The organism is Anaeromyxobacter oryzae (assembly GCF_023169945.1).
GTDB lineage: Bacteria > Myxococcota > Myxococcia > Myxococcales > Anaeromyxobacteraceae > Anaeromyxobacter > Anaeromyxobacter oryzae.
In genome coordinates, this window is record NZ_AP025591.1 from 6025527 (window position 1) to 6051966 (window position 26440).

17 protein-coding genes are annotated in these 26440 nt (G+C 74.0%); 10 read left to right on the forward strand and 7 right to left on the reverse strand.

Annotated features, from left to right (window positions below; all coding sequences use genetic code 11):
• Positions 1–81: 81 nt before the first annotated feature.
• Positions 82–876: a GNAT family N-acetyltransferase gene (locus AMOR_RS26415; RefSeq protein WP_248355699.1), complete on the reverse strand. Its 795-nt coding sequence runs from the start codon at positions 874–876 to the stop codon at positions 82–84.
• A gap of 233 nt (positions 877–1109) precedes the next feature.
• On the opposite strand from AMOR_RS26415, the gene metX reads away from it, so the two are divergent.
• Complete coding sequence (gene metX, locus AMOR_RS26420) at positions 1110–3341, forward strand: homoserine O-acetyltransferase MetX (RefSeq protein ID WP_248355701.1); 2232 nt, start codon at positions 1110–1112, stop codon at positions 3339–3341.
• A 3-nt stretch (positions 3342–3344) separates the two neighbouring features.
• Here metX and AMOR_RS26425 read toward each other — a convergent pair whose 3' ends face one another.
• Together AMOR_RS26425 and AMOR_RS26430 are read right to left on the reverse strand one after the other, a co-directional pair.
• The gene (locus AMOR_RS26425; protein WP_248355703.1) at positions 3345–4214 is read right to left on the reverse strand and encodes an OmpA/MotB family protein; all 870 of its coding nucleotides are present in this window, start codon (positions 4212–4214) and stop codon (positions 3345–3347) included.
• 92 nt (positions 4215–4306) lie between these two features.
• On the reverse strand, positions 4307–5926 hold the full coding sequence (locus tag AMOR_RS26430; RefSeq protein WP_248355710.1) for a sigma 54-interacting transcriptional regulator: 1620 nt from the start codon (positions 5924–5926) through the stop codon (positions 4307–4309).
• Between the two features lie 173 nt (positions 5927–6099).
• Between AMOR_RS26430 and AMOR_RS26435 the strand changes: the two genes are divergently transcribed.
• The 4 genes from AMOR_RS26435 (at position 6100) to map (ending at position 10868) form a co-directional block, all read left to right on the forward strand.
• Positions 6100–6702, forward strand: coding sequence for a hemerythrin domain-containing protein (locus tag AMOR_RS26435; RefSeq protein ID WP_248355711.1), 603 nt, complete (start codon positions 6100–6102; stop codon positions 6700–6702).
• Between the two features lie 27 nt (positions 6703–6729).
• Positions 6730–9015, forward strand: a complete 2286-nt coding sequence (locus tag AMOR_RS26440) for a nitric-oxide reductase large subunit (protein ID WP_248355712.1) — start codon at positions 6730–6732, stop codon at positions 9013–9015.
• Positions 9016–9129: 114 nt separating this feature from the next.
• Positions 9130–9621 carry a hemerythrin domain-containing protein gene (locus AMOR_RS26445; protein ID WP_248355713.1) on the forward strand — a complete coding sequence of 164 codons (492 nt, stop codon included), beginning with the start codon at positions 9130–9132 and terminating at the stop codon, positions 9619–9621.
• A 260-nt stretch (positions 9622–9881) separates the two neighbouring features.
• Positions 9882–10868 (forward strand): type I methionyl aminopeptidase, encoded by a 987-nt coding sequence (gene map / locus AMOR_RS26450; protein WP_248355714.1) that lies wholly within the window; start codon positions 9882–9884, stop codon positions 10866–10868.
• Positions 10869–10974: 106 nt separating this feature from the next.
• Here map and AMOR_RS26455 read toward each other — a convergent pair whose 3' ends face one another.
• The gene (locus tag AMOR_RS26455; protein ID WP_248355715.1) at positions 10975–12759 is read right to left on the reverse strand and encodes a MutS-related protein; all 1785 of its coding nucleotides are present in this window, start codon (positions 12757–12759) and stop codon (positions 10975–10977) included.
• 133 nt (positions 12760–12892) lie between these two features.
• Between AMOR_RS26455 and egtB the strand changes: the two genes are divergently transcribed.
• Positions 12893–14200: an ergothioneine biosynthesis protein EgtB gene (gene egtB, locus AMOR_RS26460; protein ID WP_318653837.1), complete on the forward strand. Its 1308-nt coding sequence runs from the start codon at positions 12893–12895 to the stop codon at positions 14198–14200.
• The gene (gene egtD / locus AMOR_RS26465; RefSeq protein WP_248355716.1) at positions 14197–15165 is read left to right on the forward strand and encodes an L-histidine N(alpha)-methyltransferase; all 969 of its coding nucleotides are present in this window, start codon (positions 14197–14199) and stop codon (positions 15163–15165) included. The genes egtB and egtD overlap by 4 nt, the downstream gene beginning before the upstream one ends.
• Positions 15166–15180: 15 nt before the next feature.
• Here the strand turns inward: egtD and AMOR_RS26470 are convergent, their stop codons facing one another.
• Together AMOR_RS26470 and AMOR_RS26475 are read right to left on the reverse strand one after the other, a co-directional pair.
• Complete coding sequence (locus AMOR_RS26470; protein ID WP_248355717.1) at positions 15181–17067, reverse strand: ATP-binding protein; 1887 nt, start codon at positions 17065–17067, stop codon at positions 15181–15183.
• Positions 17068–17179: 112 nt separating this feature from the next.
• Positions 17180–19120 carry an acyl-CoA dehydrogenase family protein gene (locus tag AMOR_RS26475; RefSeq protein ID WP_248355718.1) on the reverse strand — a complete coding sequence of 647 codons (1941 nt, stop codon included), beginning with the start codon at positions 19118–19120 and terminating at the stop codon, positions 17180–17182.
• Positions 19121–19402: 282 nt separating this feature from the next.
• Here AMOR_RS26475 and AMOR_RS26480 point away from each other — a divergent pair, with 282 nt between their 5' ends.
• The 3 genes from AMOR_RS26480 (at position 19403) to AMOR_RS26490 (ending at position 25228) form a co-directional block, all read left to right on the forward strand.
• Positions 19403–21961 carry a M1 family metallopeptidase gene (locus AMOR_RS26480; RefSeq protein ID WP_248355719.1) on the forward strand — a complete coding sequence of 853 codons (2559 nt, stop codon included), beginning with the start codon at positions 19403–19405 and terminating at the stop codon, positions 21959–21961.
• A 36-nt stretch (positions 21962–21997) separates the two neighbouring features.
• Positions 21998–23287, forward strand: coding sequence for an MFS transporter (locus tag AMOR_RS26485; protein WP_248355720.1), 1290 nt, complete (start codon positions 21998–22000; stop codon positions 23285–23287).
• Positions 23288–23452: 165 nt separating this feature from the next.
• On the forward strand, positions 23453–25228 hold the full coding sequence (locus tag AMOR_RS26490) for a chloride channel protein (RefSeq protein ID WP_248355721.1): 1776 nt from the start codon (positions 23453–23455) through the stop codon (positions 25226–25228).
• A gap of 16 nt (positions 25229–25244) precedes the next feature.
• On the opposite strand, the gene AMOR_RS29755 is transcribed toward AMOR_RS26490, so the two are convergent.
• A complete protein-coding gene (locus tag AMOR_RS29755; RefSeq protein ID WP_318653838.1) occupies positions 25245–26345 on the reverse strand; it encodes a collagen-like domain-containing protein in 1101 nt (366 codons plus the stop codon).
• Between the last annotated feature and the right edge of the window lie 95 nt (positions 26346–26440).

Genomic DNA, 26440 nt, shown 5'->3' on the forward strand with positions numbered 1-26440 from the left:
AGCCCGTCGAGCCGCGAACGGGCGCGCGTCGCCCCTCCCCCGGCCTTTCGACAGGGGAAGGGGCAGGGCGAGGTACCGACGTCAGGGGCCGGTGGGCGCCGCCGAGAGCGGCGGCGCGGAGCGGGGCCGTCCCGCGTGGCTTGCGCGCATCGGCGCCGCCCGCCGGCGGAGCGCCGGCACCGCGACGAGCGGCGGCGGCCGGTCGGGGTCGAGGAGCATCCACGGGCTCTCCGCGTCCTCTCGCGACGCCTTCTTCTGGGCGAGCCGCAGCACCGCCGGCGACCAGCCGTCCTCGCCGCGGGGCACGAGGGCGAGCGGCGCGTCCGACGGCTGCATCCGCTGGAACCCGAGCCGCTCGTAGACCGCGAGCGCCCGCGGGTTCTCCGCCTGCAGCGCGACGCGCCCGCCGCGACCGAGCCGGCGCGCGAGCGCCGAGGCGTGCGTCACGAGGGCGGAGCCCGCACCGCGCACCGTGCGCGCGTCGGCGGGATCGCCGGGCCCGAGGAGGTTCCAGGGCGCGGTCGCGAGGAGCTCCACGAACACCGCGCGGGGGCAGGCGAACAGCGCCACCACCGCCTGGACGCGGCCGCCGGCGCGGACCGCGAAGACCTGCCGCTCCTCCGCGACCCCCTCGCCCGGCTCGTCGCCGGCGAGGACGCGGTGGAGCTCGCCCACGATCCGGCGCGAGTCCTCGAGCCGGGGGCGGGTCGCGGCCGAGACCGCGCCGCGGGTGAGGAGGGAGCGGGTCACCCAGTCCCACTCGCGGAGGGTGGCCAGCAGATCCGGATCGTCGGGCGCGAGCGCCGCGATCCGGAAGGACGCCCGCCCCGGAAGGCGGGCGCGTCGTTCGTCTGGGTCGTCGTGGGAAGCGAGCATCTCGTCTCTTCCCCGTTCACCGGCGGCGCCGTGCCGCGCGGCGGGGAAGCCTCTCGAACCGGGCGGTCGCCTGGACGTCAGCCGTCCCGGAAGCGAGGTCGAGCACAGCACCGGGTCCCTGTGCGCTTCAAGCGCCACGTGAACCGGCCCGGGTTTCGCGGATTTGGCGCGGGGCAGGGGACGATGTGCGCTTCTTGACACCCCGGATCCGCCGCCGATACCCTCCGCGACCCATGGCGACGGAACCGGGCAGCGCGGCAGCGGCGGCGGCGGCCGGAAGGGCGGCGTTCGTCGCTCCCGAGACGCGGACGTTCGTCCTCCCTGGACCCCTCGCGCTCGAGCTCGGCGGACGCCTCGCGGAGGTCCAGGTCGCCTACCGCACGTGGGGGACCCTCGACCGCGACGGCGGCAACGCCGTGGTCTGTTGCCACGCCCTCACCGGCTCCGCCGACGCGGATCGCTGGTGGACGCGGATGTTCGGCCCCGGGCGCGCGTTCGACCCCGAGAAGGACTTCATCGTCTGCTCGAACATCCTCGGGAGCTGCTACGGGACGACGGGGCCGACGTCGCTCGACCCCGCGACGGGCACGCCGTACCTCGGCACCTTCCCGGCGATCACGATCCGGGACATGGTGCGGGCGCAGCACGCGCTCGTGACGGCGCTCGGCGTCCGCCGCGTCCGGATGGTCATCGGCGGCTCGCTCGGCGGGATGCAGGTGCTGGAGTGGGCGCTGCTCTACCCGGACCTCGTCGACTCCGTCGTCTTCATCGCCTCGACGGCGCGCCACTCGGCCTGGTGCATCGGCCTCTCGGAGGCGCAGCGGCAGGCGATCTACGCCGATCCGCGCTGGATGGACGGCCGCTACGATCCCGACGACCCGCCGAGCGCCGGGCTCGCCGCGGCGCGGATGATGGCGATGCTCTCCTACCGGAGCCAGCCGTCGTTCGAGGAGCGCTTCGGGCGGCGGCCGCAGACCGAGGACCTGTTCTCGGTCGAGAGCTACCTCCGCTACCAGGGGCAGCAGCTCGTCGAGCGGTTCGACCCCGCCACGTACGTGACCCTGACGCGCGCCATGGACACGCACGACGTGTCGCGCGGCCGCGGCGACTTCGACGACGTGCTCCGGTCGATCCGGCAGCCGACGCTCGTCGTCTCCATCGACTCCGACGTCCTCTACTGGCCGTGGGAGCAGCGCGAGGTCGCCCGGCTCGTCCCGAACGCGCGCCTCGACGTGCTCGACTCGCCGGACGGGCACGACGCCTTCCTCATCGCGGTGGACCGGGTGTCGGACATGGTGGCCGACTTCCGCGGCCGCCCCGTGGCGCCGGTGCCGCCGAGCCGCGTCGTCGAGAAGGCCTTCGCCGAGCGCGGCGTCTCGCTCCTCGTCCTGGGGAAGGGGAAGGTCGGGCGGGAGCTGCTCGAGCAGATCCGCGTGCAGCGCCGCGAGCTCGAGCGCGACTACGACGTCCTGCTGCGCGTCGTCGGGGTCGCCGACACCCGCGGTGCCGTCGTGGAGGACACCGGCGTCGATCTCGGCCGCTGGGAGGCGCTCCTCGCCGCCGCGCCCGCGACGGGCCCGGTGGACGCGCGCACCGCGCCGGCGCTCCTCGACCGCCTCGCCCGGCTGCCGCGGCCGGTGCTCGTCGACCTCACCGCCGCCGACGGCATGGAGGAGGTCTACGAGCAGGCGTTCCGGCGCGGTATCGACGTGGTCTCGTCGAACAAGCGGCCGCTCGCGGTGGCGCCGCGACGCGAGGATCTGCTCCGGCAGGCGCGCCGGCAGCACCACCGGCACTGGCACTACGACACCGCGGTCGGCGCGAGCCTGCCCGTGATCGGGACGCTCCGCCGGCTCGTCCGTGGCGGCGATCGCGTCCGCCGCGTCGAGGGCTCGCTGTCCGGCACCCTCGGGTACCTCTGCACGGAGCTGTCGCGCGGCGTGCCGCTCTCGCTCGCGACGCGCTGGGCGATGGGGCTCGGCTACTGCGAGGCGGACGCCCGGGACGATCTGTCCGGGCTGGACTCGGCGCGGAAGGCGCTCATCCTCGCCCGCGAGATCGGCGCGACGCTCGCCCTCGAGGACGTCGTGGTCGAGCCGTTCGTCCCGGCCGCGCTCCTCGCGCCGGGCACCCCGGAGGCGCTCATCGCGGGGCTGCGGACGCACGACGAGGCGATGGCCGCGCGCGTCGACGGGCTCCGGCGGGAAGGGAAGGTGCTCCGGTACCTCGCGCGCATCGCGGTCGCGGACGGCGGCGCTGTCGAGGTGCGCGTGGGGCCGGAGGCGGTCGACGCGCTGGCGCCCGCGGCGAGGCTCAGCGGCGTCGAGGCCTACGTGGCGTTCACGACGTCGCGGCACGCCGACCGCCCGCTGGTGGTGCAGGGCGCGGGGGTCGGCGGCGCGAACACCGCGGGCGGCGTGCTGGCGGAGATCTTCCGGATCCCCGCCGGGCGCGGCGCCCGGTGACGGCTACTGCTTCGCAGCGGGGACCTTCACGGCCGCCTGCGCCGGCGGCGCCGCGACGGCCGGCGCGGCGCCCTCCACCGGGACCAGGATGATCTCGATGCGGCGGTTCAGGCTCCGCCCCTCGGGCGTGTCGTTCGCGGCGACGGGCTGCCACTCGCCGTAGCCCGCCGCGGCGACGCGGGTCGGATCGACGCCCGCCTCCTGGAGGAACCGGACGACCGCGATCGCGCGGGCGCTCGACAGGTCCCAGTTGGACGGGAACGTGGTGCCGGAGGTGGGGACGTTGTCCGTGTGCCCCTCGACGCGGATGGTCTTCCCGCGGACGTTCCGGAGCGCGTCGGCGACCGCGCGGAGCGCCTCTCGGCCGTCCTTGCCGATCGTCGCGGAGCCGGAGCCGAAGAGGATCTTGTCCTTCATCTTGACGGTGGTCCGTCCGCGGAGCTCGGTGAGCTCGATCCGGCCCGCGTCGATCTCGGTCCGGAGGGCGGAGGCGAGCTGCTCGTACTCGGCGCTCTTCCGCTCGAGCTCCGCCTTGGCGGCCTCGAGCTTCTTCTTGGACTTGGAGAGCTCGTCCACGAGCGCCTGGAGGTCGGCGGTCTGCCCCTGGGCGGCGCGGAGCTCGGCCTCCTTCTGCGCGAGCGTCGCCTCGTCGGCGCGGATCTTCTCGCGCAGCGAGTTCACGTCGAGGAGCATGGCGTCGAGCTGCGCCTTCAGCTGATCGAAGCTCTCCTGGAGCTTCGCGCGGCGAACCTGCTCCTCGCGCCAGTCCTTGCGGAGCTGCTCGGCCTCCGCCTCCTTCTTGCGGAAGGCATCCTGCGAGACGCAGCCGGCGAGGGCTACGAGGGCGAGCGCGGCGACGGCGAGCCTGGGCATCCTGGGCCTCCGGGTCGGAGAGGGGTGGAGGCGGGATGGTACTACGAGCGAAGGCGCGCGCGGGCGACGGCGCGCTCCGTCGATGTACGGAATCAGGCGCTGCGCGGGCCGGGGGCGATGCCGTACTTCTTCATCTTCCCCTGCAGCGTCGTCGGGCGGAGCCCGAGCAGCGCCGCGGCGCCCGACGGACCGTACACGCGGCCGCCGCAGTGCGAGAGGGCGCGCTCGATGAGGTGGCGGACCTCGTCCTCGAACGGCCCGGGCGGCTCGCTCGCGGGCGTCGCCGCCGCGGGGAGCGCCGCACGGAGCGCGCTCGCGGGCAGCTCGGGCATCGCCAGCTCCGGCCCCGGCGAGAGGATCAGCGCCCGCTGGAGGAAGTTCTCGAGCTCGCGGACGTTACCGGGCCAGTCGTACGCCTCGAGCGCGCGCCAGACGTCCTCGCCGACGCGCGGGGGGCGGCGGTGCATCAGCGCCGCCTGGCGCGTGAGGAAGTAGGTCGCCAGCGGCCGGAGCTCGTCGCGGCGCTCGCGGAGCGGCGGCAGCTCGATGGGGAACACGGCCAGGCGGTAGTAGAGGTCCGCGCGGAAGGTGCCGCGGGCGACCATCTCCTCGAGGTTGCGGTTCGTCGCCGCGACCACGCGCACGTCGACCTTCACCGGCTCGGTCCCGCCGACCCGTTCGACCACGCGCTCCTGCAGCACGCGGAGGAGCCGCACCTGGACCGACGGCGGCGCGTCGCCCACCTCGTCGAGGAACAGCGTCCCGCCGTCGGCCTGCTCGAACCGCCCGGCGCGGCGCCGGCTCGCGCCGGTGAAGGCGCCCTTCTCGTGGCCGAACAGCTCGCTCTCGATGAGGCCCTCGGGGATCGCGCCGAGGTTCACGGGCACGAACGGTGCGTTGAAGCGCGGGCTGAACTCGTGGACCATCCGCGCGAGCCCCTCCTTCCCCGTGCCGGTCTCGCCCCGCACGAGGACGGTGCTGCCCGACGGGGCCACGAGCCGCACGCGCTCCACGACGGCGCGCATCGCCTCGCTCTCCGCCACGTACCGCGAGTCCCGCTTGATCTGGCGGATCTCCTCCTTGAGGAGCGCGTTCTCCTTGCCGAGGAGCCGGTTCAGGCGCTGCACCTCCTCGACCATGAGGCTGTTGTGCAGCGCGATCGCGACGAGGTGCGCCACCTGTCGCGCCACCTCGAAGCAGCAGTCGAGGAGCCCCTCCGCGGGCGGGTGGGCGATGTCGAGCGTGCCGAGGATCTCGTTCTCGAAGACGAGCGGGAACGACACGAGCGACCCGTAGCCGTACGCGGCGAGGAGCGGCTCGTCGCGATAGCGCGGCGCCTTCGGCTGGAGCGGATCGATCACGCACGGGCGCCGGTCCTGGATCGCCTTGCCCGCCGCGGAGCCCGCGAGCGGAAAGGTGGTGCCGAGCTCCGGCGACGGCTGCCGCGGATCCGAGACGAGGACGACCTCGGCGCGCGTCGCGTCCTCGGCCGACACGCGGTGGATCGCCACCCGCGTCTCGCCGAAGTGGCGCCGGAGGAGCTGACCGGTGCGATCGAGGACCGCCCGGAGGTCCACGGTCGAGAGGACCGCCTCGATCGCCTCCTCGACGATCTTCCGGTGGACGTCGTCGGTGGGGGCGGGGCCGAAGTTCACCGGGCCGCCGACGACGGGCAGGCTTCGGGGGCCGGGGCGGGTGCCGTGTTCAACCATGCCTCGGTGTCTACCGAAATATCGGTGGCCGATGCAACCTGAGATGGGTGGCCAGGAGGGATGGAAAATGAAAAACACCAGTAACGGCGGCGACGTGCGCGTTGGCCGGCCTCTTGCTCATGGCCTCGCGCGGGTTGACACAGCACCGGCGGTGCCGCCGGCGAAAGGTTCGAATGGACGCCATCGAGACGCTGATGAACGAGCACCGGACCATAGAGCGCGTGCTCGACGCGCTCGTCGGGTTCGCGGACGAGACCGTGCGGAAGGGGACCACCGAGAAGGAGGAGCTGTCGCGCTTCGTGACCTTCCTCCGCGAGTACGCCGACGCGTCCCATCACGCGAAGGAAGAGGGCGTCCTGTTCCCGTCGATGATCGCGCACGGGTTCCCGGCCCAGGGCGGCCCGGTGGCGGTGATGCTGCACGAGCACGACGACGGCCGCGCGCTCGTCTCGGTCCTCGCGACGCGGGCCGGGCAGGACGGCGAGTGGACCGCCGGCGATCGCCGGGACGTCGCCGAACACGCCCGGGCCTTCTCGGACCTCCTGCGGGGACACATCCACAAGGAGGACGCGATCCTCTATCCGATGGCGGTGCAGCGCCTCCCCGAGGACGCGCTCGAGGACGTGTCGGCCCGCTGCGGCGAGCTCGACGCGCAGAAGGCCGCCGCCGGGGAGCGCCTGCTCGCGCTCGCGGACGCCCTCGTCTCCAGCCACGCCCACGCCGTGCATCCCGATGCCACGCCGGGCGCCACGCCGCGCTTCGGCTGCTGCGGCTAGCCCCTTCCAACCGAGGGACCACACCACATGAGCCACAAGGGTCGCGCAGTCCTGCTGTTCGTCATCGTCGCCTGCTTCAGCGTCCTCATCTTCGGCGGCGCGCAGATCTCCGCGCACAAGCCGCCCATCCCCGGCCGCGTCGTCGCGCCGACGGGCGAGGTCGTCCTCACCCGCGAGGACATCCAGCTCGGCCAGCGCCAGTACCTGTCGCGCGGCGGCCAGCAGACCGGGTCCATCTGGGGCCACGGCGCGTACCTCGCGCCCGACTGGTCCGCGGACGCGCTGCACCGGACCGGCCTCGCCACCGCCGGCGTCCGGCGCGGCCTCGCCCCTGCCGCCGCCGCGGCGTTCACGCAGGGGGACCTCCAGGCGCTCCCGGCCGGCGAGCGCGGCCGCGTCCAGGCCGAGGTGGCCGAGGAGCTGCGTCAGAACCGGTACGATCCGGCGACGGACACGTTGACGCTCTCCCCGGGCCAGGCGGCGGCGTACCCCGCGCTCGTCGCGTACTACACGCAGCTGTTCCGCGACGGCTCGGACGCGATGTCCATCCCGCCGGGCTTCGTCGCCGATCCGTCCGACGCGAAGGCGATGACGGCGTTCTTCTTCTGGACCGCCTGGGCCGCCGGGACGAACCGCCCCGGCGAGGCGTACTCGTACACGGCCAACTTCCCGCACGACCCGCTCGTCGGGAACGTGCCGCTCCCGTCCGCGCTCGTCTGGTCCATCGCGTCCGTCGTCCTCCTCATCCTCGGCATCGCCGCCGCGATCTTCGCGTACCTCAAGCTCCGCGAGCGGGACGGTCACCAGCCGGTGACGCTCGCGCCCCTCCGGGAGCCGAAGCCGACCGCGAGCCAGCGCGCCGTCCTGCCGTACTTCGCCATCGCCATCGTGCTCTTCATCCTCCAGGCGGCGCTCGGGTCCGTCACCGGTCACTACGCCGTCGAGGGCAACAAGCTCTTCGGGATCCAGATCGGCGGGCTGCTTCCGTACGCGGCGACCCGCGGCTGGCACCTCCAGCTCGCCGTCTTCTGGATCGCGACCTGCTGGCTCGCGACGGGCCTCTTCATCGGGCCGCTCGTCACCGGTGGCCACGAGCCGAAGGGCCAGAAGGCACTCGTGTGGACGCTGCTCGGCGCCCTCGTCGTGGTCGTCGTCGGCGCGCTGACGGGCACGTACCTCGGCGTCGCGGGCAAGCTCTCCGGCCCGAACGGCTGGCTCGTCGGCCACCAGGGCTACGAGTACATCGAGCTCGGCCGCGTCTGGCAGGTCGCGCTCATCCTCGGCATGCTGCTCTGGCTCGCGCTCGTCTACCGCGCCATCAAGCCGGCGCTCGCGGCGGAGAAGGACAAGGGCGGCCTCACGCACCTCCTCCTCTACGCGTCGGTGACGATCCCGCTCTTCTACTCGGTCGGCCTCTTCTACACGCCGGGCACGCACATCGCGGTCGCCGACTACTGGCGGTGGTGGGTGGTCCACCTCTGGGTCGAGAACTTCTTCGAGGTGTTCGCCACCGTGGCGCTCGCCTTCATCCTGTCGAAGATCGGCGCGGTGGGCGAGAAGTCCGCGCAGCGCGCGACCTACTTCTCCATCCTGCTGTACCTGGGCTCGGGGATCATCGGCACCTTCCACCATCTGTACTTCACCGGCACGCCCCTCATGATCACGGCGCTCGGCGCGACCTTCTCGGCCCTCGAGATCGTCCCGCTCACGCTCCTCGGGTTCGAGGTGTACGAGAACCTGAAGCTGGCGCGGTCCGGCGGGAACGCCACGCCGTGGCGGTGGCCGCTCTACTTCTTCGTCGCGGTCGCGTTCTGGAACGCGGTGGGTGCCGGCGTCCTCGGCTTCCTCATCAACCCGCCGATCGTCCTGTACTACGGGCAGGGGCTCAACACGACGCCGATCCACTCCCACGGCGCGCTGTTCGGCGTGTACGGCTTCCTCGCCATCGCGCTGATGCTCTTCTCCATGCGGAACATCGTCCGGACCGCCGCCTGGAGCGACCGGCTCCTGAAGGTGGCGTTCTGGGGTCTGAACGGCGGCCTGGCGGGCATGATCGTCTTCTCCCTGCTCCCGGCCGGCATCTACCAGTTCGCCATCGGGATCAAGGAGGGGCTCTGGTATGCGCGGAGCCCCGCGGTGACCGGGAGCGCGTTCATCCACGCGGCGACCTGGGCGCGGCTCGTCCCGGACCTCGTGTTCGACGCCGGCGCGCTCGCGCTCCTCGTCTTCGTCGTCCGCGCCATCGCGGTGGACGTGAAGCTCCGGCGCGCCGAGCCGCGCGCCGCGAGCGAGGTGGTGCGGAAGGCGGCCTGACGGGCGCACCCGCAGCTCCCTCCCGACCGGCCGGGTGCGGGTCCGATCCGTCGGACCGGCTCCCGGCCGTTTTTGTCCCCGGTGTCTAGCGTTCCCGGAGAGGAGGAGCGGACCGTGAACGCCATCGAGATGCTGAAGCAGCAGCACCGTGAGGTGAAGGATCTCTTCGAGGAGCTGGAGGGTGCGGGAGAGGGCGCGAAGAAGACGAAGGAGCGGCTCTTCAAGCAGATCGCCGACGCGATGGCGATCCACGCGCAGATCGAGGAGAAGCTCTTCTATCCAGAGTCCAAGGCCGAGAACACGGAGGAGCTGCTCCGGGAGGCCGTCGAGGAGCACCTGTCGGTGAAGCGGGTCATCGCCGACCTGCTCGAGACCGGGCCCGAGGACGAGCAGTTCGACGCGCGCTGCACGGTGCTGAAGGAGCAGATCGAGCACCACGTCGGGGAGGAGGAGCAGCAGCTCTTCCCGAAGGTGCAGAAGAACTGCTCGAAGGACGAGCTCGAGGACCTCGGGAGCCGGATGGAGCAGATGGCCGAGCAGCTGGAGGAGGAGGGTGACGCGTCCGCCTCCATCCCGGGCGAGACCGACGCACCGTCGCAGATCTGAGGAGCGCGACGCCCCCGTGACCTACGGGCGACGTCGCTGCGTCGCCGCGGTGGTCGCGTGCGGGAGGCGCCCCCTCACCCCGGCCCTCTCCCCCACGCGATGAGGCCGCGTGGGGGAGAGGGAGTACGGGCGCCGCGGAGAGGGAGGAGTACGAACAGCGGAACTGGAGATCGTTCCGGCGGTTGCCCGCCGGCGGCGATTTCCTTAAAACCGTCCGGCATGATCTTCGCCGGTCCCAGAGCGACTTCGGAGGCCCTGCGGTGAGCGGGCCGGACGTCGCGACGAACACGCGCCCGGGGCGGAACGACCCCTGCTGGTGCGGCAGCGGCCAGAAGTACAAGAAGTGCCACCTCGACGCGGACAGCCGGGGCGCCCTGCAGGCCTCGCCCGTCCGGGCGAGCCGGCGTCCGCTGGCGCCCGGCATCGTCTCCCCGCGCCGCGGCGTCCCACCGTCGGTCCCGCGGCCCGACTACGCGGGGAACGGGCGCCCGCGCGGCCAGGGGCAGGACGTGAAGACCCCGGAGCAGCTCGAGCGGCTCCGCCGGGCTTGCCGCGCCGCCGCTCGCGTGCTCCGCGTGTCCGGGGAGGCCGTCCGGCCGGGGATCACGACCGACGCGCTCGACGAGATCGCGCACGCCGAGACCATCCGGCTCGGCGGCTACCCGAGCCCGCTCAACTACCGGGGCTTCCCGAAGTCGATCTGCACGTCGGTGAACGAGGTCATCTGCCACGGGATCCCCGACAGCCGCCCGCTCGAGGGCGGCGACATCGTGAATCTCGACATCACCGTCTTCCTCGACGGCATGCACGGGGACTGCTCCGCGACGTTCCTCGTCGGCGAGGTCGACCCCGCCGGCCGCAAGCTCGTGCAGGTCGCCCGCGAGTGCCTGGAGAAGGGCATCTCCGCCGTGAAGCCCGGGCGGCCGATCTCCGACATCGGGCGCGTCATCGAGGCCCACGCGTCGCGAAGCGGGTACGGCGTCGTGCGGTCGTACTGCGGCCACGGCATCGGCGAGACGTTCCACACCCAGCTCCAGATCCCGCACCACTACGACCCGTCGATGAAGCGGGTGATGGAGCCCGGCCTGACGTTCACCATCGAGCCCATGATCACCGAGGGCACCTGGGAAGATCTGCTCTGGGACGATGGCTGGACCGCGGTCACCGCCGACGGGAAGCGCTCGGCCCAGTTCGAGCACACGATCGTCGTGAAGGCGGACGGGGCCGAGGTGCTGACGGTGGAGTAGGGGCGCCGGGGCACGGGCCTCGGGCCAGGGCCCACGGGCCAGGGGCGCGGGTCACGGGACGGGCGCCGGGTCCGCGTTCGGGTCGGGGTTCGGTTCGGGTGTGTCCTCAGACCCGCAGCCCGACGGCTCTCATCAGCGCCAGCGCGTTCGAGTGCTGCACCACGCCCGGGCGCAGGCGGTAGTCGAAGGCGATCTCGCCGTCGCGGACCTGATCCTCGAAGTGCGCGTTCGCGAGCACCGCGCCCGCTCCCGCGAGCTCGGTGAGCGCGAGGTCGTGCGTCGTGACGAGGCCGATGGCGCCGCGATCGAGCAGGCCGCGCACGATCGCCTCCGCGCCGATGCGCCGGTCGTGGCTGTTCGTGCCGTGCAGGATCTCGTCGAGCAGGAACAGCAGCGGGAAGGGGCCGGCGGCGAGGTCGGCGAGCTCCTTCAGCCGGGTGATCTCGGCGTAGAAGCGGGACTTCCCCGCCTGGAGCGAGTCCTGGATGCGGAGCGTCGCGCCGGCGTGGACCGGCGTGAGCGCGAGGCGCGCCGCGTGGACCTTCGCGCCGGCCAGCGCGAGCACGACGTTCACGCCGATCGTGCGGAGGTAGGTGCTCTTCCCGGACATGTTCGAGCCGGACACGAGCAGCACTCGCGGCCCCGCGCCGCCCAGGGTCACGTCGTTCGGGACGGCGGCCCGCAGGAGCGGGTGCCGGAGCGCCTCGCCGGCGATGGAGGCGCCGCGGTCCGGGCCGAGGTCGAGGACCTCCGGGAACGTCGTGCCGGCCTGCTCGTAGGCGTGCCCCGCGAGCGACGACAGCGCCTCGAGCTCGGCCACGGCGTCGAGCCAGCCCGCCACGGCGGCGCCGTTCGCGGAGCGCCACCGCTCGACGAGCGCGGCGTGGAGGGGCGTCCACTGCAGCAGGAACGCCACCGGCGCGAAGAGCTGGTTGTGCGCCCACTCGATGCGCATCGCGATGCGGACGAGGGTCGCGATGCGCGTGGAGGCGGGCGCCGGAGCGCGGAGCCGTGCCTGCAGCTCCGCCAGGCGCGGCTCGTCCAGCGGCTCGCGCTCGAGCCGGGCGAGGAGGAGGGCGAGGACCTGCAGCTCCGCGGCGGGCCGGCCGAGGGCGCCGAGGACGCGCGCGACTGGCGCTTGCACGGTGCGGCGGAACCCCCACGCGAGCAGCAGGACCGCGACGAGCGGCAGCGCACCGTGCCCCGCGAGCCAGCCCCAGAGCGCGGCGACGCCCGCGCCCGCGAGGACGAGCGCGATCGGGACCACGTGCGGCGGCAGCCCGCCCCGGCCGGTGCCCCAGGCCGCGAGCGTCGCCGCGTCGACGCCGGCGCGGACGTCGTCCCCGAGCACCGCGAGGTCCTCGCGGAGATCGAGCCTCGGCGCGAGCGCCGCCACCGCCCGCTGGCGGGCCCGGACCACGTCCGCGGCGGCGGGCGCGAGGAGCCACGCGGCGAGCCGCTCCTCGCCGGGGCCGGTCCGCGCCGCGCAGAGCAGCTCGAACAGGCCGCCCGCGCCGAACAGGTCGAGGTCGGCCGCGTACGGGTGTCCCGGGTCCGCGAAGCGCTCGCCGGAGACGCCGCGCCCCGCGAAGCGTCCGTCGATGCGCGCGAGCGCCGCCTCGTGGAACGCCACTGCGCGCCGCGCCTGCTCCCGGGCGCGGAACACGCGATCGTGCCGGACGGCGAGGACGGCGAACGCGACCGCCGGCGCGAGGAGCCACCACGCGGACAGGGCGCGCGCGCCCCACGCCAGGGCCGCGACCGCCAGGGCGGCGAGGAAGACGGCGAGCCGGCCGCGGGCGACCCACGCGTCGGCGCGGTCGAGGCGCGCGACGCGGGCGCGGCGGTCATCGAGGCGGCGGGCCAGCTCGGCGTGGGGTTCGAGCGTCACGGCGCGAGAGGCTAGCGCGCCTCCGGCGCGCCGCGAGCGGAAAACGCGCCCCGCACGGGACCGTGCGACCCCGCCCGGGCCGCCGCCGACGATTGCGTTGCGTCGCCCTCGCCCCGTGGAGAGGTTTCCAGGCGTGCCGGGCGTCGACCCTTTCCGACCGCCACAGCGATCCGACGGGGCGCGCACGGCGCGAACCCCGACGGCGTCGCTCCTCGCGCGGTTCCTGGAGACACGCCGCGCGACGGCGGCGCTGGCTGCGCCGCTCACGCCCGAGGACGCGATGGTGCAGTCGATGCCGGACGCGAGCCCGGCGAAGTGGCACCTCGGGCACACCACCTGGTTCTTCGAGACGTTCGTCCTCGCGCGGGCCCGTCCCGGGCTGCGGCCGTTCCATCCCTCGTACGCGTACGTCTTCAACTCCTACTACGAGGCGGCGGGTCCGCGGCAGCCGCGACCCGAGCGCGGCCTGCTCTCGCGGCCCTCGCTCGCGGACGTGCTCAGGTACCGCGCCGCCGTCGACGCCCAGATCGCCGAGCTGCTCGAGGCGGGCGTGCCCGCCGCGCTCGCGGCCGTCGCGGAGCTCGGGGTGAACCACGAGGAGCAGCACCAGGAGCTGCTCCTCACGGACCTGAAGCATGCGTTCTCGGTGAACCCGCTCCGCCCGGCGTACGCGCCCGCGCCGCCGCCGCCCTCCGCCCGACCCGCGCCGGCGCTCGGATGGCTGGCGCGGGAGGAGGGGGTCGTCGAGCTCGGCGCGCCCGACGACGGCTTCGCGTTCGACAACGAGCGGCCGCGTCACCGGGAGCTGCTCGCGCCCCACGCGCTCGCGTCGCGCCCGGTCACCTGCGGCGAGTGGCGGGCCTTCGTCGCCGACGGAGGATACCGGCGCCCCGAGCTGTGGATGAGCGACGGCTGGGACGCGGTCCGCGCGCACGGGTGGACGGCGCCCCTGTACTGGCTCGCCGGGCCGGACGGGGGCTGGTCGCAGTTCACGCTCGGCGGCGTCCGCCCGCTCGACGACGCGGAGCCGGTCGCGCACGTGTCCTGGTACGAGGCGGACGCGTACGCCCGCTGGGCCGGCGCGCGGCTCCCCACCGAGGCGGAGTGGGAGGCGGCGGCGGACGCGGCGCCCGGCGCGACCGGCACGTTCGCGGAGGACGGCCGGTTCCACCCCGCGGCGGCCTCGCCGGGGCAGGGGCCGCGCCAGCTGCTCGGCGACGTCTGGGAGTGGACCCGCAGCGCGTACGAGCCTTACCCGGGGTATCGGCCCGCGGCGGGCGCGCTCGGCGAGTACAACGGGAAGTTCATGGTGAGCCAGCTCGTGCTGCGCGGCGGCTCCTGCGCGACGCCGAGGCGGCACGCGCGGCCGAGCTATCGCAACTTCTTCCATCCGGGCGCGCGCTGGCAGTTCAGCGGCGTCCGGCTCGCGAGGGATCCGTGATCGGTGCCGGAGGGGTGGAGCTCGAGGCGCGGGGAGAGTCGGCCCGCTTCCTCGCCGAGGTGCTGGACGGCCTGGGCGCGCCGCGCAAGGCGCTCTCGCCGAAGTGGCTGTACGACGCGCGCGGCTCGGCGCTGTACGAGCTCATCTGCCAGCAACCGGAGTACTACCCGACCCGGACCGAGCTCGCGCTCCTCGACCTCCACGCGGACGAGATCGCGGAGGCGGTCGGCCCGGACGCCCTCGTGTTCGAGTACGGCGCCGGATCGGGACGGAAGACCGTCAGGCTCCTCGCCGCGCTCCGGCGGCCCGCCGCGTACCTGCCGGTGGACATCTCGCCGGACGCGCTCGCGCAGACGGCGCAGGCGCTGTCTCGCCGGTTCCCGCGGCTCGTCGTCCGCCCGGTCGTGGCGGACTTCACGGTCGGCGTCGCGCTCCCGGATCTGGACCTGCCGTGCGCGCGGCGGCTCGCGTTCTTCCCGGGCTCCACCATCGGGAACTTCGATCCGCCGGAGGCGGTCTCGCTGCTGCGGCGCATGGCGCGCGAGGCGGGCCCGGGCGGCGCGCTCCTCGTCGGCGTGGACCTGCCGAAGGACGAGGGCACGCTCCTGCGGGCGTACGACGACGCCCACGGCGTCACCGCCGCGTTCGACCTGAACCTGCTCGCGCGGATCAACCGCGAGCTCGCGGGCGACTTCATGCTCTCGCGCTTCCGCCACCGCGCGGCGTGGGACGCCCGGCTCTCGCGCATCGAGATGCACCTCGAGAGCCACGAGGCGCAGCTCGTCCACGTCGCCGGCGCGCCGTTCGCGTTCCGCGCGGGCGAGACCATCCACACCGAGAGCTCCTACAAGTGGGAGCCGCGCGCGTTCGACGCGCTCGCGGCGATCGCCGGGTGGCGGCTCGACCGGACCTGGACCGACGAGCGCGCCTGGTTCTCGGTGCGCCTGTACGGCCGCGCGAGCTGAGCCGCCGTCGCGACCTCACGCCGCCGGCGTGCGGCGAGCCTCCTCCAGCGGGCGCACGGTGCGCGCGAACGCGTCGAGGTCCAGCGGCTTCTCGAGCACCGGCCGGGGATCGTCCGCGAGGAACGCCCGGGCGGCGAGCGTCGACGCCCCGCCGGTCAGGAACACCAGGCGCGCCGCGACGGCGGGGGCCTCCCGGTCGAGGGCGGCGGCGAGCCGCTCCGCGCCGCCGTCCGGCATCATCACGTCGCAGAGGATCACGTCGAAGCGACCGGACCGGGCGAGCGGGATGGCGTCGCCGGGCCCGCCGGCGACCGTGACGGCGTAGTCGACCGAGAGCAGGCGCGCGAGCGAGGCGCGCACCGCGGGGTCGTCGTCGACGAGCAGGACCGAGCGGCGGCGCTCCGGCGCCTCGGCGTGCGGCGCCGGCTGGGGAGCGCCCGCGGTCGCGGGCGCCGAGCCCGCGGGGAGCTCCACGACGGCTCGGGTGCCGACGCCGAGGGCGCTCTCGAGCCGGAGGTCCCCGCCCATGCTCGAGACGAGCCCGCGGGAGACGGCGAGCCCGAGCCCGGTCCCCGCGCCGAAGGGCTTCGTGCTGAAGAATGGCTCGAACACCCGTCGCAGCGTCTCCACGTCCATGCCGGCGCCGTCGTCCTCGACGAGGAGCCGCACCCGGTCCCCGGCCCGCGCACCGCGCACCGTCACGTGCCCCTGGCGCCCCGGCGGGATGGCCTGCGCCCCGTTCACGACGAGGTTGGCGATCACCTGCACGACGAGCTCGTCCTGCGCCGTCGCCCAGAGCTCCGCCGGCACGTCGACGTCGATGCGGACGGCGCCCGTGCGGGGCCGCGCGAGCCGCACCGCGTCCGCCGCGGCGACGGCGAGGTCCACGGGGGCGCCGGGACGGCCCGCCTCGGCCGCGAGGCGGCTCGTGTCGAGGAGCTGCCGCACGATCCGCGCGATCCGGTCCACCGCCTGCCGCGACTCCCGCAGCACCTCCGCCGCCTCCGCCGGCAGCGCCCGCCCGCGGTCCGCGGCGTCGGAGAGGTACCGCAGGTTCGCGGAGAGGATCGCGGCGGGGTTGTTCACCTCGTGGGCCACGCCGGCCGAGAGCTGGCCGAGGGCGGCGAGCTTCTCCGCCCGGACCCGCGCCGACTCGCTCAGCGCCAGCTCACCGGTGCGCTCCTCCACCTGCTGCTCGAGGGCGTGCCGGAGCTGCGCGAGCGCGCGCGCGTCGTCCACCACCCGCGCGCCGAGCGCGTAGGCGACCGCGGCCACCGGGAAGACGAAGCCGAGATCGAGGAGGTACGGCGTCGAGAGGACGCCCGCGAGGACGAGCCCGTCGTTCACCGCCATCGCGAGGAGCACGACGAGGGACGCGGCGTGGAGCGCCGCGTGGGGCACCCCGCGGCGCGCAGCGCGCCAGAACCGGGCGGTCACGAGGAGCAGGGCCGCGTAGGCGACCGCCAGGACCCCGTCCGCGACCGCGGTCGGCTCCGCGTTGTTGTAGTGGATCCCGAGCGCTGCGAACGTCGTCCGCGTCACGGTCCCGGTGAAGCCGGCGTACGGCACGAGCACCAGCGCTCCGAGCGCGACGAGCGCGATCGAGAGCGGCCGGTCGAGCCGCGAGGGCGTCCGCAGGTGGACGCTCGAGTAGTGCAGCCACGACGCCGCATGCAGCGTCCCGATGAAGATCTGGAACCGGGCGAAGAGGACGACGAGGTCGTCGGGCGCACCCGGCGCGGTCGTCACCACGTTGCAGGCCGTGAACGCGGCGGCAGTGAGGGCGACGCGCGCGAACCAGCCCTGGTCCGGGAAGGAGGGCGCGCGCGCGAACCGCGCTGACAGGAGCGCGACGTAGGCCGCCACCGCCGCGGCGATGAGCGAGAACGCTGCGGCGATCATCCGGGCGGCAGTCTAACCTGGCCCTCCCGGCGCGCGCACTCCCGTCCGCCGGGGACGACGCTTCGGAGGCGGCGGCCGCCGTCCACCGCCCCGCGCGGTACGGCGCGGACCGTCAGGCGACGGTGGCGGGCGGGTGGACGACCGCCGCGGGCCGCTCCCCGGGCTGGGCCGGGCGCAGCGCCGGCTGCTCCTTCGGGCGGAGCTCCTCGACGGTGACGCCGAGGCCGATGCCGCCCTCCTCCAGCCACGCGTGCTTTCCGGCGAGCACCTCCCGCCCGAGCGCGTACGCGCGGTCGTCGTCGTTCTTCCAGAGCGCGGCGAACAGGCCGCGCACCTTCCGGCGCGTGGTGAGGCAGAAGTGGTCCGCGAGCCGCTCGGCCTGGGCCGCCTCGGGCCGCCCCGCGCGGCGCAGCGCGTCGGCCCGCGCGACGCTCGCGCTCATGGCGAGGAGCTCGTTCGCGATGTCGACCAGCCGGAAGAGGAACCCCTGCTTCCGCTCCGCGGCGGCGCGGAAGACGACCATGGAGTGGAAGATCTCGCGGGCGAGCTTCCGGGACGCGCGCTCGACGAAGCGGAGGTGCCGCGCGAGCTTCCCGAACTCGCCGTAGCGGGGAGCGAAGATCCCGCGCACCCACAGGCCGAGGTACCACGAGGCGTAGAACGCGCCCACCTTCGGCAGCGTCGCGAGCTTCTTCCCGGCCGGGACCTTGGGATCGATGAGCGCCCCGGCGATCTGCAGGTGCTTGTCGACCGCCTCGCGCGCCATGAAGAGGTGCATGATCTCCGAGGAGCCCTCGAAGATGAGGTTGATGCGGAGGTCGCGCATGGCGCGCTCGACGCCGACCGGCACCTCGCCGCGCGCGGCGAGCGACGTCTCCTTCTCGTACCCGCGCCCGCCGCGGATCTGCATCGTGTCGTCGATGATCCGCCATGCCTTGACGGTGTTCCACTCCTTCGCCGCCGCGGCCTCGAGCCGGATGTCGTAGCCCTTCTTGTCGGCGAGCGACTGGGCGAGATCCGAGACCGCCTCCATCGCGTACACGCTGGACGCCATCTCGGCGAGCTTGTGCGTGATCGCCTCGTGCTTGCCGATCTCCTGGCCCCACTGCACGCGCGCCGACGACCACTTGCGGCACAGCTCGAGCATGTTCTTCGAGCCGCCGGTCACGGCCGCCGGCAGCGAGAGCCGGCCCGTGTTGAGGGTGGTGAGGGCGATCTTGAGGCCGCGGCCCTCCTTGCCGATGAGGTTCTCGGCAGGGATCCGCACGTCGGTGAACCGGATCGCCGCGTTCGCGAGCGCGCGGAGGCCCATGAACCGGCAACGGTGGGTGATCTCGACCCCCGGCCAGCTCGTCTCGACCACGAAGGCGCTGATCGCCTCGGTCCTGGGATCGCGCGCCATGACGACGAGCAGCTCGGCGATGGTGCCGTTGGTGCACCAGAGCTTCGAGCCGTTGAGGACGTAGAACTTCCCGTCCGGCGTCTTCTCGGCGGTGGTGGCGAGGCGCGCCGGATCGGACCCGACGTTCGCCTCGGTGAGGGCGAACGCGCTGATCGCGCCCTTCGCGATCCGCGGCAGGTACTTCTGCTTCAGCTCCTCGGAGCCGAACAGCTTGAGCGGCTGCGGGACGCCGATGGACTGGTGGGCGGAGAGGAGGGCGGTGAGGTTGGCGTCGTAGCTGCCGAGGAGCGCCATCACCTTTCCGTACTCGACCTGGTTGAAGCCGAGGCCGCCGTAGTGCGCCGGGATCTTCATGCCGAAGGCGCCGAGCTTCCGGAGCCCGTCCACGACCGCTGGCGGGTACTCGCCGGTCTCGTCGATCTCGACGGGATCGACCTCGTCGCGGAGGAATGCCTCGAACTCGGCGTACCAGCGCTTGAACTCCGGCCGGTCGGACTCGGCGAGCGGGTATGGGTGGATGAGGTTCAGCCGGAATCGCCCGAGGAACAGCTCCCTCAGGAACCCGGCCCCCTGCCACTCCGACTCGCGCGATGCCTCTGCGACGTCACGGGAGCGGCGGATCTCGTCCTGTTCCTTCATGTTCGTGGTCATCGAGCGCCCTCGGTTCGTCCGCCGCCCACCGGGTGCGGCGACGTGTCGATTCTCTAATCAAACTAACGCGCTGCGGCTTGCCAACTGCCGGGCCCCGAGAGGGGGCTGCCCGCCGGGCGCTCGGAAACGCCGGGCGACGTGCACCGAGGCGACCGACGGCGGCGTCGCGCCCGCCGGCCATTGGCCGTCGGGGCGGGGAGGGACGCAACTTGTCGTTGCCCCGCGGCCGTCTACGGCCTCATGCTCACGGGCCAGTTCGTGCCATCCCCGGAGCCCCCCGAGATGCCTCACGCCACCGACGTCCGGACCTACCGGCTGCCCACCGGGGTTCGCCCGAGCGCCTATGACGCCGCCCTCTCCGTCGACCTGGACGGGCGGCGCTTCTCGGGGACCGTCCGGATCGAGCTCGCGCTCTCCGCGCCGGCGGAGGAGATCGTCCTGCACGCGGCCGACCTGGCGCTCGACCGCGCGGTGCTGCACGCGTCCGGCCGGCAGGTGCCCGTCGCCGAGGTCAGGACGGCGAAGGCGAGCGAGACGCTGATCCTCCGCCTGGCTGCCGCTGCGCCCGCCGGCCCCGCGACGCTCGACCTGTCCTTCTCGGGCGCGATGACGCCCGGGCTCCGCGGTCTGTACCTGGCCGGGAGCGGCCTCGCCGCCACCCAGTTCGAGGCGGCCGACGCGCGGCGCGTCTTCCCGTGCTTCGACGAGCCCGGGTTCAAGGCGACGTGGCGCCTCGCGGTGGAGGCGCCGAAGGGCGCCGTCGTGCTGTCGAACGGGACGCCGGTGCGGGAGGAGGACCGCGGGGCGACGCGGCGCGTGTCCTTCTCCGAGACGCCGCCCCTGCCGACGTACCTCGTCGCCCTCGTCGTCGGACGCGTCGACGCCCTGCCGCCCGTCACGGTCCGGAGCGTCCCCGTCCGGACCTGGGCGAGCCCGGAGAAGGTCCCGCTCACCGGGTTCGGCCAGGACGTCGCCGTCGAGGTGCTGCCGCGGCTCGAGGACTACTTCGCCGTCCCGTACGCGTTCGGGAAGCTGGATCAGGTGGGCCTGCCGGAGTTCGAGGCGGGCGCCATGGAGAACGCCGGCCTCGTGACGTTCCGCGAGGTCGCGCTCCTCCTCGATCCCTCGACCGCGTCCCTCGCGCAGAAGAAGCGGGTGGCCGAGGTCGTGACGCACGAGCTCGCGCACCAGTGGTTCGGCAACTGGGTCACGATGACGTGGTGGGACGATCTCTGGCTGAACGAGGCGTTCGCCACGTGGATGGCCTACAAGATCGTCGACCAGTGGAACCCCGGCTGGCGGGTCTGGCTCGACTTCGACCAGGGCAAGGCGGCGGCGATGCAGCTCGACGCGCTCCGCTCGACCCATCCGATCCGCGCGGAGGTGAAGGACGTCGCCGACGCCGGCGAGGCGTTCGACCTCATCACGTACGAGAAGGGTGGGGCGGTCCTCCGGATGATCGAGGGGTATCTCGGTGCGGAGCGGTTCCGCGACGGGATCCGCCGGTACATGCGCCGCCACGCGAAGGCGAACGCCGTCGCGGACGACCTCTGGAGCGCGCTGGCGGAGGCGTCGCAGCAGCCCGTGGTCGAGCTCGCGAACGCGTGGATCGGCGAGCCCGGCTTCCCGCTCGTCCGGGTCGCGCGGAACGGCCGCGCGCTGCGGCTCGAGCAGCGGCGGTTCTTCTCGGATCCCGCGTCGGCCACCGGTGCGACGCTAGCGCTCTGGCCCGTCCCGATGGTGATCCGCTACCGGACGGGCGGCCGCGACGTCGAGCAGCGGGTGCTGCTCCGCGAGGCGAGCACCGAGGTGGTGCTCGAGGGCGAGCCGGAGGTCCTGTGCGGCAACGCGGGGGCCACCGGCTTCTACCGGGTGGCGTACGACGCGGGGCTCCTCGCCGCGCTCCGGAGCCATCTCGGCGCGCTCGGGCCCGCGGAGCGCATCGCGCTCGTGCAGGACGAGTGGGCGCTCGTGCGCGCCGGCGAGCGCGAGATCGGCGCGTTCCTGGACCTCTGCGAGGCGTTCGCCGGCGAGGAAGACCACGCCGTGCTCGACGAGCTCGTCGCGCGCCTCGCGACGATCGAGCACCGGCTCGTCGAGGAGAAGGACCGGCCCGCGCTCCAGGCCTTCGTGGCGCGGCTGTTCCGGCCGCAGCTCGCGGCGGTGGGCTGGGACGCCGCCGCGGGCGAGCCGGACGCGGTGCGGCTGCGCCGGGCCGCGGCGGTGCGGGCGCTCGGCCTCGTCGCGCGCGACCGCGAGGTGGCGGTGGAGGCGCGCGCGCGCCTCGACCGCTGGCTCGCCGGCGATCGGGCCGCCCTCGAGGCGAACCTGCACGACGCCGCCGTGGCCATCGTGGCGCGCGCCGGCGACGCGGCGCGGTTCGAGGCGTTCCGGAGCCTGTTCGGGAAGGAGACCGACCCGGCGTTCCGGCGCCGGTACCTCCTCGCGCTCGCGTCCTTCGAGGACGCCGGGCTCGCGCACCGCGGCATCGACCTCTGCTTCTCCGGGGACGTGCCGCTGCAGGACTCCGCGTCGTTCGTCGGCGCGCTCCTCGGGAACCGCACGGCGCGGGATCCGTTCTGGATCCGCCTCCGCGCCGAGTGGGCGCCGCTCCTCGAGAAGGTGCGGGGCGCCCCCATGCTCCTCCGCCGCGTGGTCGAGGCGATGGGCGCCCTGGTGGAGCGCCGCCACCTCGAGGAGGCGCAGACCTTCCTCGCGGAGCACCCGGTGGACGAGGCGCGGCAGGCGATCGCGCAGACGCTGGAGCGGCTCCGGCAGGACGTGGAGCTCCGGGAGCGGACGCAGGCGCCCGTGGGCGGGTGGCTGGCGGCCAAGGCATAGCCGCGCGGCGGGCGCCCGCCTAGAATGCCCGCGCCCATGGACGACCGCACCCCGGATCCCGCCAAGCCGACGCCGCCCTGGATCTTCCTCTTCCTCGACCTCCCGTTCGGCGCGGCGGTCGGGTTCCTGTCGATCACCGTGCCGTTCTGGATGGAGCGGCGCGGCTACGCCATCGACGCGATCGCGACGGTGTCCGCCGGGGCGAACCTCGCGCACGCCGCGAAGCTCGCCTGGATCCCGATCCTGGACCTCGGGTCGTACCGGAAGCTCTGGTATCTCGCGATGGCGGGGCTGAACGCGGCGCTGTTCGTGGCGATCGCCCTGATGCCGGATCCGCTCGCTACGCTGCCCGCGTTCGCGGTCCTCCTCACCGTCCTCCAGGCGGTCGCGACGACCGGGCACGCCGCCAACAACGCGCTCATGGCGACCACGACGCGCCTCTCGGACAAGGGGAAGGTGGGCGGCTTCGCCATGGCCTCGAACGTCGGCTCGACCGGGCTCCTCGGCGCCCTCGCGATCCTCGTGGCGGATCGGGTGTCGCCGCGGGCCGCGAGCCTCACGATGGCGGTGATCGTCGTCGCGAGCGCCGGCGTGGCGCTGCGCATCGTCGAGCCGCGGCTCGTGGACGAGGCCGTGCGCCGCGCCGGGAGCCTCGGCCGCGCGACCGCGCTGCACCTCCGCGCGATGCTGAAGGACCTGTGGGCCACCATCACGAGCCGCGAGGGCTTCACCGGGCTGCTCATCTGCCTCGCGCCGGTGGGCTGTCAGGCGATGTCGAACCTCTTCACCGGGATCGCGACGCAGTACCACGCGGACGCGGACATGGTGTCGCTCGCGAACGGCCTCGGCGGCGGCATCGCGTCCGCCGTCGGCGCGCTCCTCGGGGGCGTCCTCGCCGACCGGATGAGCCGGCGGCTCGCCTACGCGCTCTCCGGCGGGATCACCGCCCTGTGCGCGGTCGCGATGGCCTTCGCGCCGATGACCCCGTGGACGTACCTGTGGGGGACGTTCACCTACCTCTTCGCGGGCGGCATCGCGTTCGCGACGTGGGCCGGGATGGTGCTCGAGATGGTGGGGCTGTCGGCCGCCACCGCGACGAAGTACGCGCTCTTCAACGCGTCGGCGAACCTCGCCATCAGCTACGTGACCCAGCTCGACGGGTCCGTCGGGTCGCGTGTCGCGCGGTGGCTCGCGGTCGAGCCCGCGCGCGGCGTCCTCCTCACCGACGCGGTGCTCACGTTCGCCGGCATCGCCTTCCTCCTTGCGATGGTGTTCCTCGTCCGTGGCGGCCGGCGTGCCGCAGCCGAGGGCGTCGCCCCGGGGTAGGCGCGCGCCGCCCCGCGCCGGCCCGGTGCGCCGGTCCGCGGCCGTTCCCACCTTGCCGAGGGAGGCCGCCGCGCGGGTCGCGCTCGCTCGACCGTACGCCCCGCCGGGCGCCCGCACGCCGGAGGGAGGCGGCGCGGGACGCCTCCGTCTGGGAGCGCGCGCGGCGTGAACGGAGCGGAGCCCCAGATCGAGCGAGGCCCCCTCGACGGCGGCACCTCGCCGCCGCTGTTCTTCGGGTCGCTCCGCGACTTCCTGCGCGTCCTCCCGGCCGCGGCGCAGCGGTTCTGGTTCCTGGTCATCGCCACCGGCTTCCTCTCGGGGCTCGGCTCCGGCGTCCTCCTGTGGCTCCTCTCGGTCGTGCAGCGGGTCGCCTGGCCGCCCGCCGAGCGGTTCGTGGGAGCGGTCGCCATGGCCTCCCCGCTCCGGCGCGTCCTCGTCCCGGCGGGCGCGGGTGTCCTCGTCTCGCTCTCGATGCTGCTCTGGCCGCAGCTGCGCGGCGGGCACGGGACGGCGCGGATCATCGAGGCGATCTGGCATCGCGGGCGGGGCTTGCTGCTCGGGCGGACGCTGCTCCGCGGCTTCCTGTCCATCGTGTCCGTGGGCTCGGGCGCGTCGCTCGGCCGCGAGGGCGCCCTCGTCCAGACCGGCGCGGCGGCGGGCTCGTGGCTCGCGGAGCGCCTGCGGCTGACGGAGCGGCAGACCCGCGTGCTCGTCGCCTGCGGGGCGGCGTCCGGGATCGCCGCGGCCTACGACGTGCCCATCGGCGGCGCGCTCTTCGGGCTCGAGGTGCTGCTCGGCAGCTTCGCGCTCGAGCTGCTCGGGCCCATCGTCGTCGCGTGCGTGGTCGCCACGGCCACCGCGCGCACGCTCCCCCTCGCGCACACCGCTTACGTGATCCCTGAGTACGCGCTCCTCGACGTCCGCGAGCTGTTCCTCGGGCTCGCGCTCGCGCCGGTGCTGGGGCTGTCCTCGGCGATCTACGTCCGCGTCATGGGCTGGGTGGAGGTCCGGTTCGAGCGGCTGCCGCGGTGGACGCAGCCGTTCCTGCCGGTGCTGGGGCTCGCCACGGTGGGCACCCTCGCGATCCGGTTCCCGGAGCTGCTCGGGAACGGCTTCGACACCGTCCACCAGATGCTCCTCGGCGCGGTGCCGCTCGAGCTGCTCCTCGTGCTGCCGCTGCTGAAGCTCGGCGCGACCGCGCTGTGCGCCGGGACGGGCGTGCCGGGCGGGCTCTTCACGCCCTCGCTCTTCTTCGGCGCGGCGATCGGCGGCGCCGCGGGCCAGCTGCTCTCGCACTTCTTCCCCGGGCTCGCCCCGCCCGGCGCCCTCGCGCTCGTCGGGATGGCGGGCGTGCTCGCCGGGACGACGCACGCCGCGGTCTCCTCGGTGCTGATCCTGTTCGAGATGACCGGCGACTACGGCGTGATCCTCCCGCTCATGCTCTGCGCCGCGGTCGCGGCCGGCACGAGCCGCGCCATCGAGCCGGACTCGCTCTACACCGCACCGCTCCGGCGGCGCGGCACGGCGCTCCCCGAGCTGCCGCGGCCGGGGTGGCTCCGGGCCATGTCGGTGACGGCGCTCGTCCACCCGGACGCGGAGCGGGTGCCGCCCGCCATGCCGTTCGAGGCCCTCGTGAAGAAGCTCCTCAGCCTCGCGCCCGGGCACGACCTGTACGTCACCGACGACGAGGGCAGGCTGCTCGGCGTCATCCAGCTCGACGCGCTGAAGGGCACCATCTCGGACCAGGCGGACCTCGGGATGATCGTCGCGGCGGACGTCGTCGACCGCGAGGTCGAGCCGGTCACGACCTCGATGACGGTCGCCGAGGTGGCGGCGAGGTTCGGGGTCGGGGACCTGGAGCGGCTGCCGGTCGTCGATGGGGAGAAGCGGTTGCTGGGGACGATCTCGATGCGGGATCTGCTGGCACGGGGAACGTTCTGAGGCGCCGATCGGGCGATCAATCCAGCGGGACGACGGCGATCGTCCTGTTCTTGTAGGTGCAGGAGTTCGCGCTGACTTTGTACTGCATCGTGAAGGTGTGAGCGCCCGGCGAGATCGTCATCGGCGTCACCGTGCTCGCCTGCTGGATCTCGGTCGGCGAGCCGCCGTTCGCGGTGACGCCGCCGGCGACGCCGCGCTCGTCGAGCGCCGTGGCCCCGTCGACCGACACGCTCGCGAACCCGGTCGTGCTGCTGCCGTTCACGGTCAGGTGCGCGGTCACGATGACGAGGACCCGCGTGCTCGTGCTCGTCGAGGGCAGCGAGACGGACGGGTTGCCCGAAGCGCAGCCGCTGACGCCGTATGCGACGAGGGACTCCGTGCACGACGCGGTCGTCGTCATCGAGAGCGGCGCGCCGAGCGTACCCGTCGGCCCTTGCGGACCCGTGGCGCCGACCGGCCCCTGCGGACCGGCGGCACCGGGCGCACCCTGAGGGCCCTGCGGACCGGTCGCGCCGGTGTCGCCCTTCGCGCCCTGCAACCCCTGAGATCCCTGCGGACCGACGGGACCTTGCGGGCCGACCGGGCCCGGGTCGCCCTTGGCGCCGGCGGGCCCCTGCGGACCGGTCGCGCCGGTGTCCCCCTTCGCGCCCTGCAACCCCTGAGGTCCCTGCGGACCGACGGGACCTTGCGGGCCGACCGGGCCCGGGTCGCCCTTGGCGCCGGCGGGCCCCTGCGGACCGGTCGCGCCGGTGTCCCCCTTCGCGCCCTGCAACCCCTGAGGTCCCTGCGGGCCGACGAAACCTTGCGGGCCGACCGGGCCCGGGTCGCCCTTGGCGCCGGCGGAGCCCTGCGGACCCGTGGGACCCGTCGGACCGGCGGGACCCGCGTCGCCCTTCGGACCCTGCGGGCCCGTCGCACCGGCCGGGCCGGCCGGCCCTTCCGCGCCGTCGGCGCCGGCCGGGCCGGTCGCGCCGCGCTGGACGAGCAGGTTCCACGCCGGGCTCCCCTGCGGCGGCGTGTTGGTGTTGCTGCTCACCGAGACGTACGTCGAGCCGTTGTACTCGATGACGTCGTTCATCGAGTACGTCGTCGTCGAGTTCCACGTCCCGCGCCACACGAGGCGCCCGGTCGTGATCTGGTCCGCCAGGTAGTCGAAGTTGGCGTTGACGTCGTCCGCCCTCGCCGGGTCACCCGCCCTGAAACGGTTCGGCC

Coding starts and splice junctions, on each gene's coding strand:
- AMOR_RS26435 (WP_248355711.1), top strand. CDS start 6,100: ATGGACGCCATCGAGACGCTGATGAACGAGCACCGGACCATAGAGCGC.
- AMOR_RS26480 (WP_248355719.1), top strand. CDS start 19,403: ATGCCTCACGCCACCGACGTCCGGACCTACCGGCTGCCCACCGGGGTT.
- AMOR_RS26485 (WP_248355720.1), top strand. CDS start 21,998: ATGGACGACCGCACCCCGGATCCCGCCAAGCCGACGCCGCCCTGGATC.
- AMOR_RS26425 (WP_248355703.1), bottom strand. CDS start 4,214: ATGCCCAGGCTCGCCGTCGCCGCGCTCGCCCTCGTAGCCCTCGCCGGC.
- AMOR_RS26470 (WP_248355717.1), bottom strand. CDS start 17,067: ATGATCGCCGCAGCGTTCTCGCTCATCGCCGCGGCGGTGGCGGCCTAC.
- metX (WP_248355701.1), top strand. CDS start 1,110: ATGGCGACGGAACCGGGCAGCGCGGCAGCGGCGGCGGCGGCCGGAAGG.
- AMOR_RS26415 (WP_248355699.1), bottom strand. CDS start 876: ATGCTCGCTTCCCACGACGACCCAGACGAACGACGCGCCCGCCTTCCG.
- AMOR_RS26440 (WP_248355712.1), top strand. CDS start 6,730: ATGAGCCACAAGGGTCGCGCAGTCCTGCTGTTCGTCATCGTCGCCTGC.
- AMOR_RS26430 (WP_248355710.1), bottom strand. CDS start 5,926: ATGGTTGAACACGGCACCCGCCCCGGCCCCCGAAGCCTGCCCGTCGTC.
- AMOR_RS26475 (WP_248355718.1), bottom strand. CDS start 19,120: ATGACCACGAACATGAAGGAACAGGACGAGATCCGCCGCTCCCGTGAC.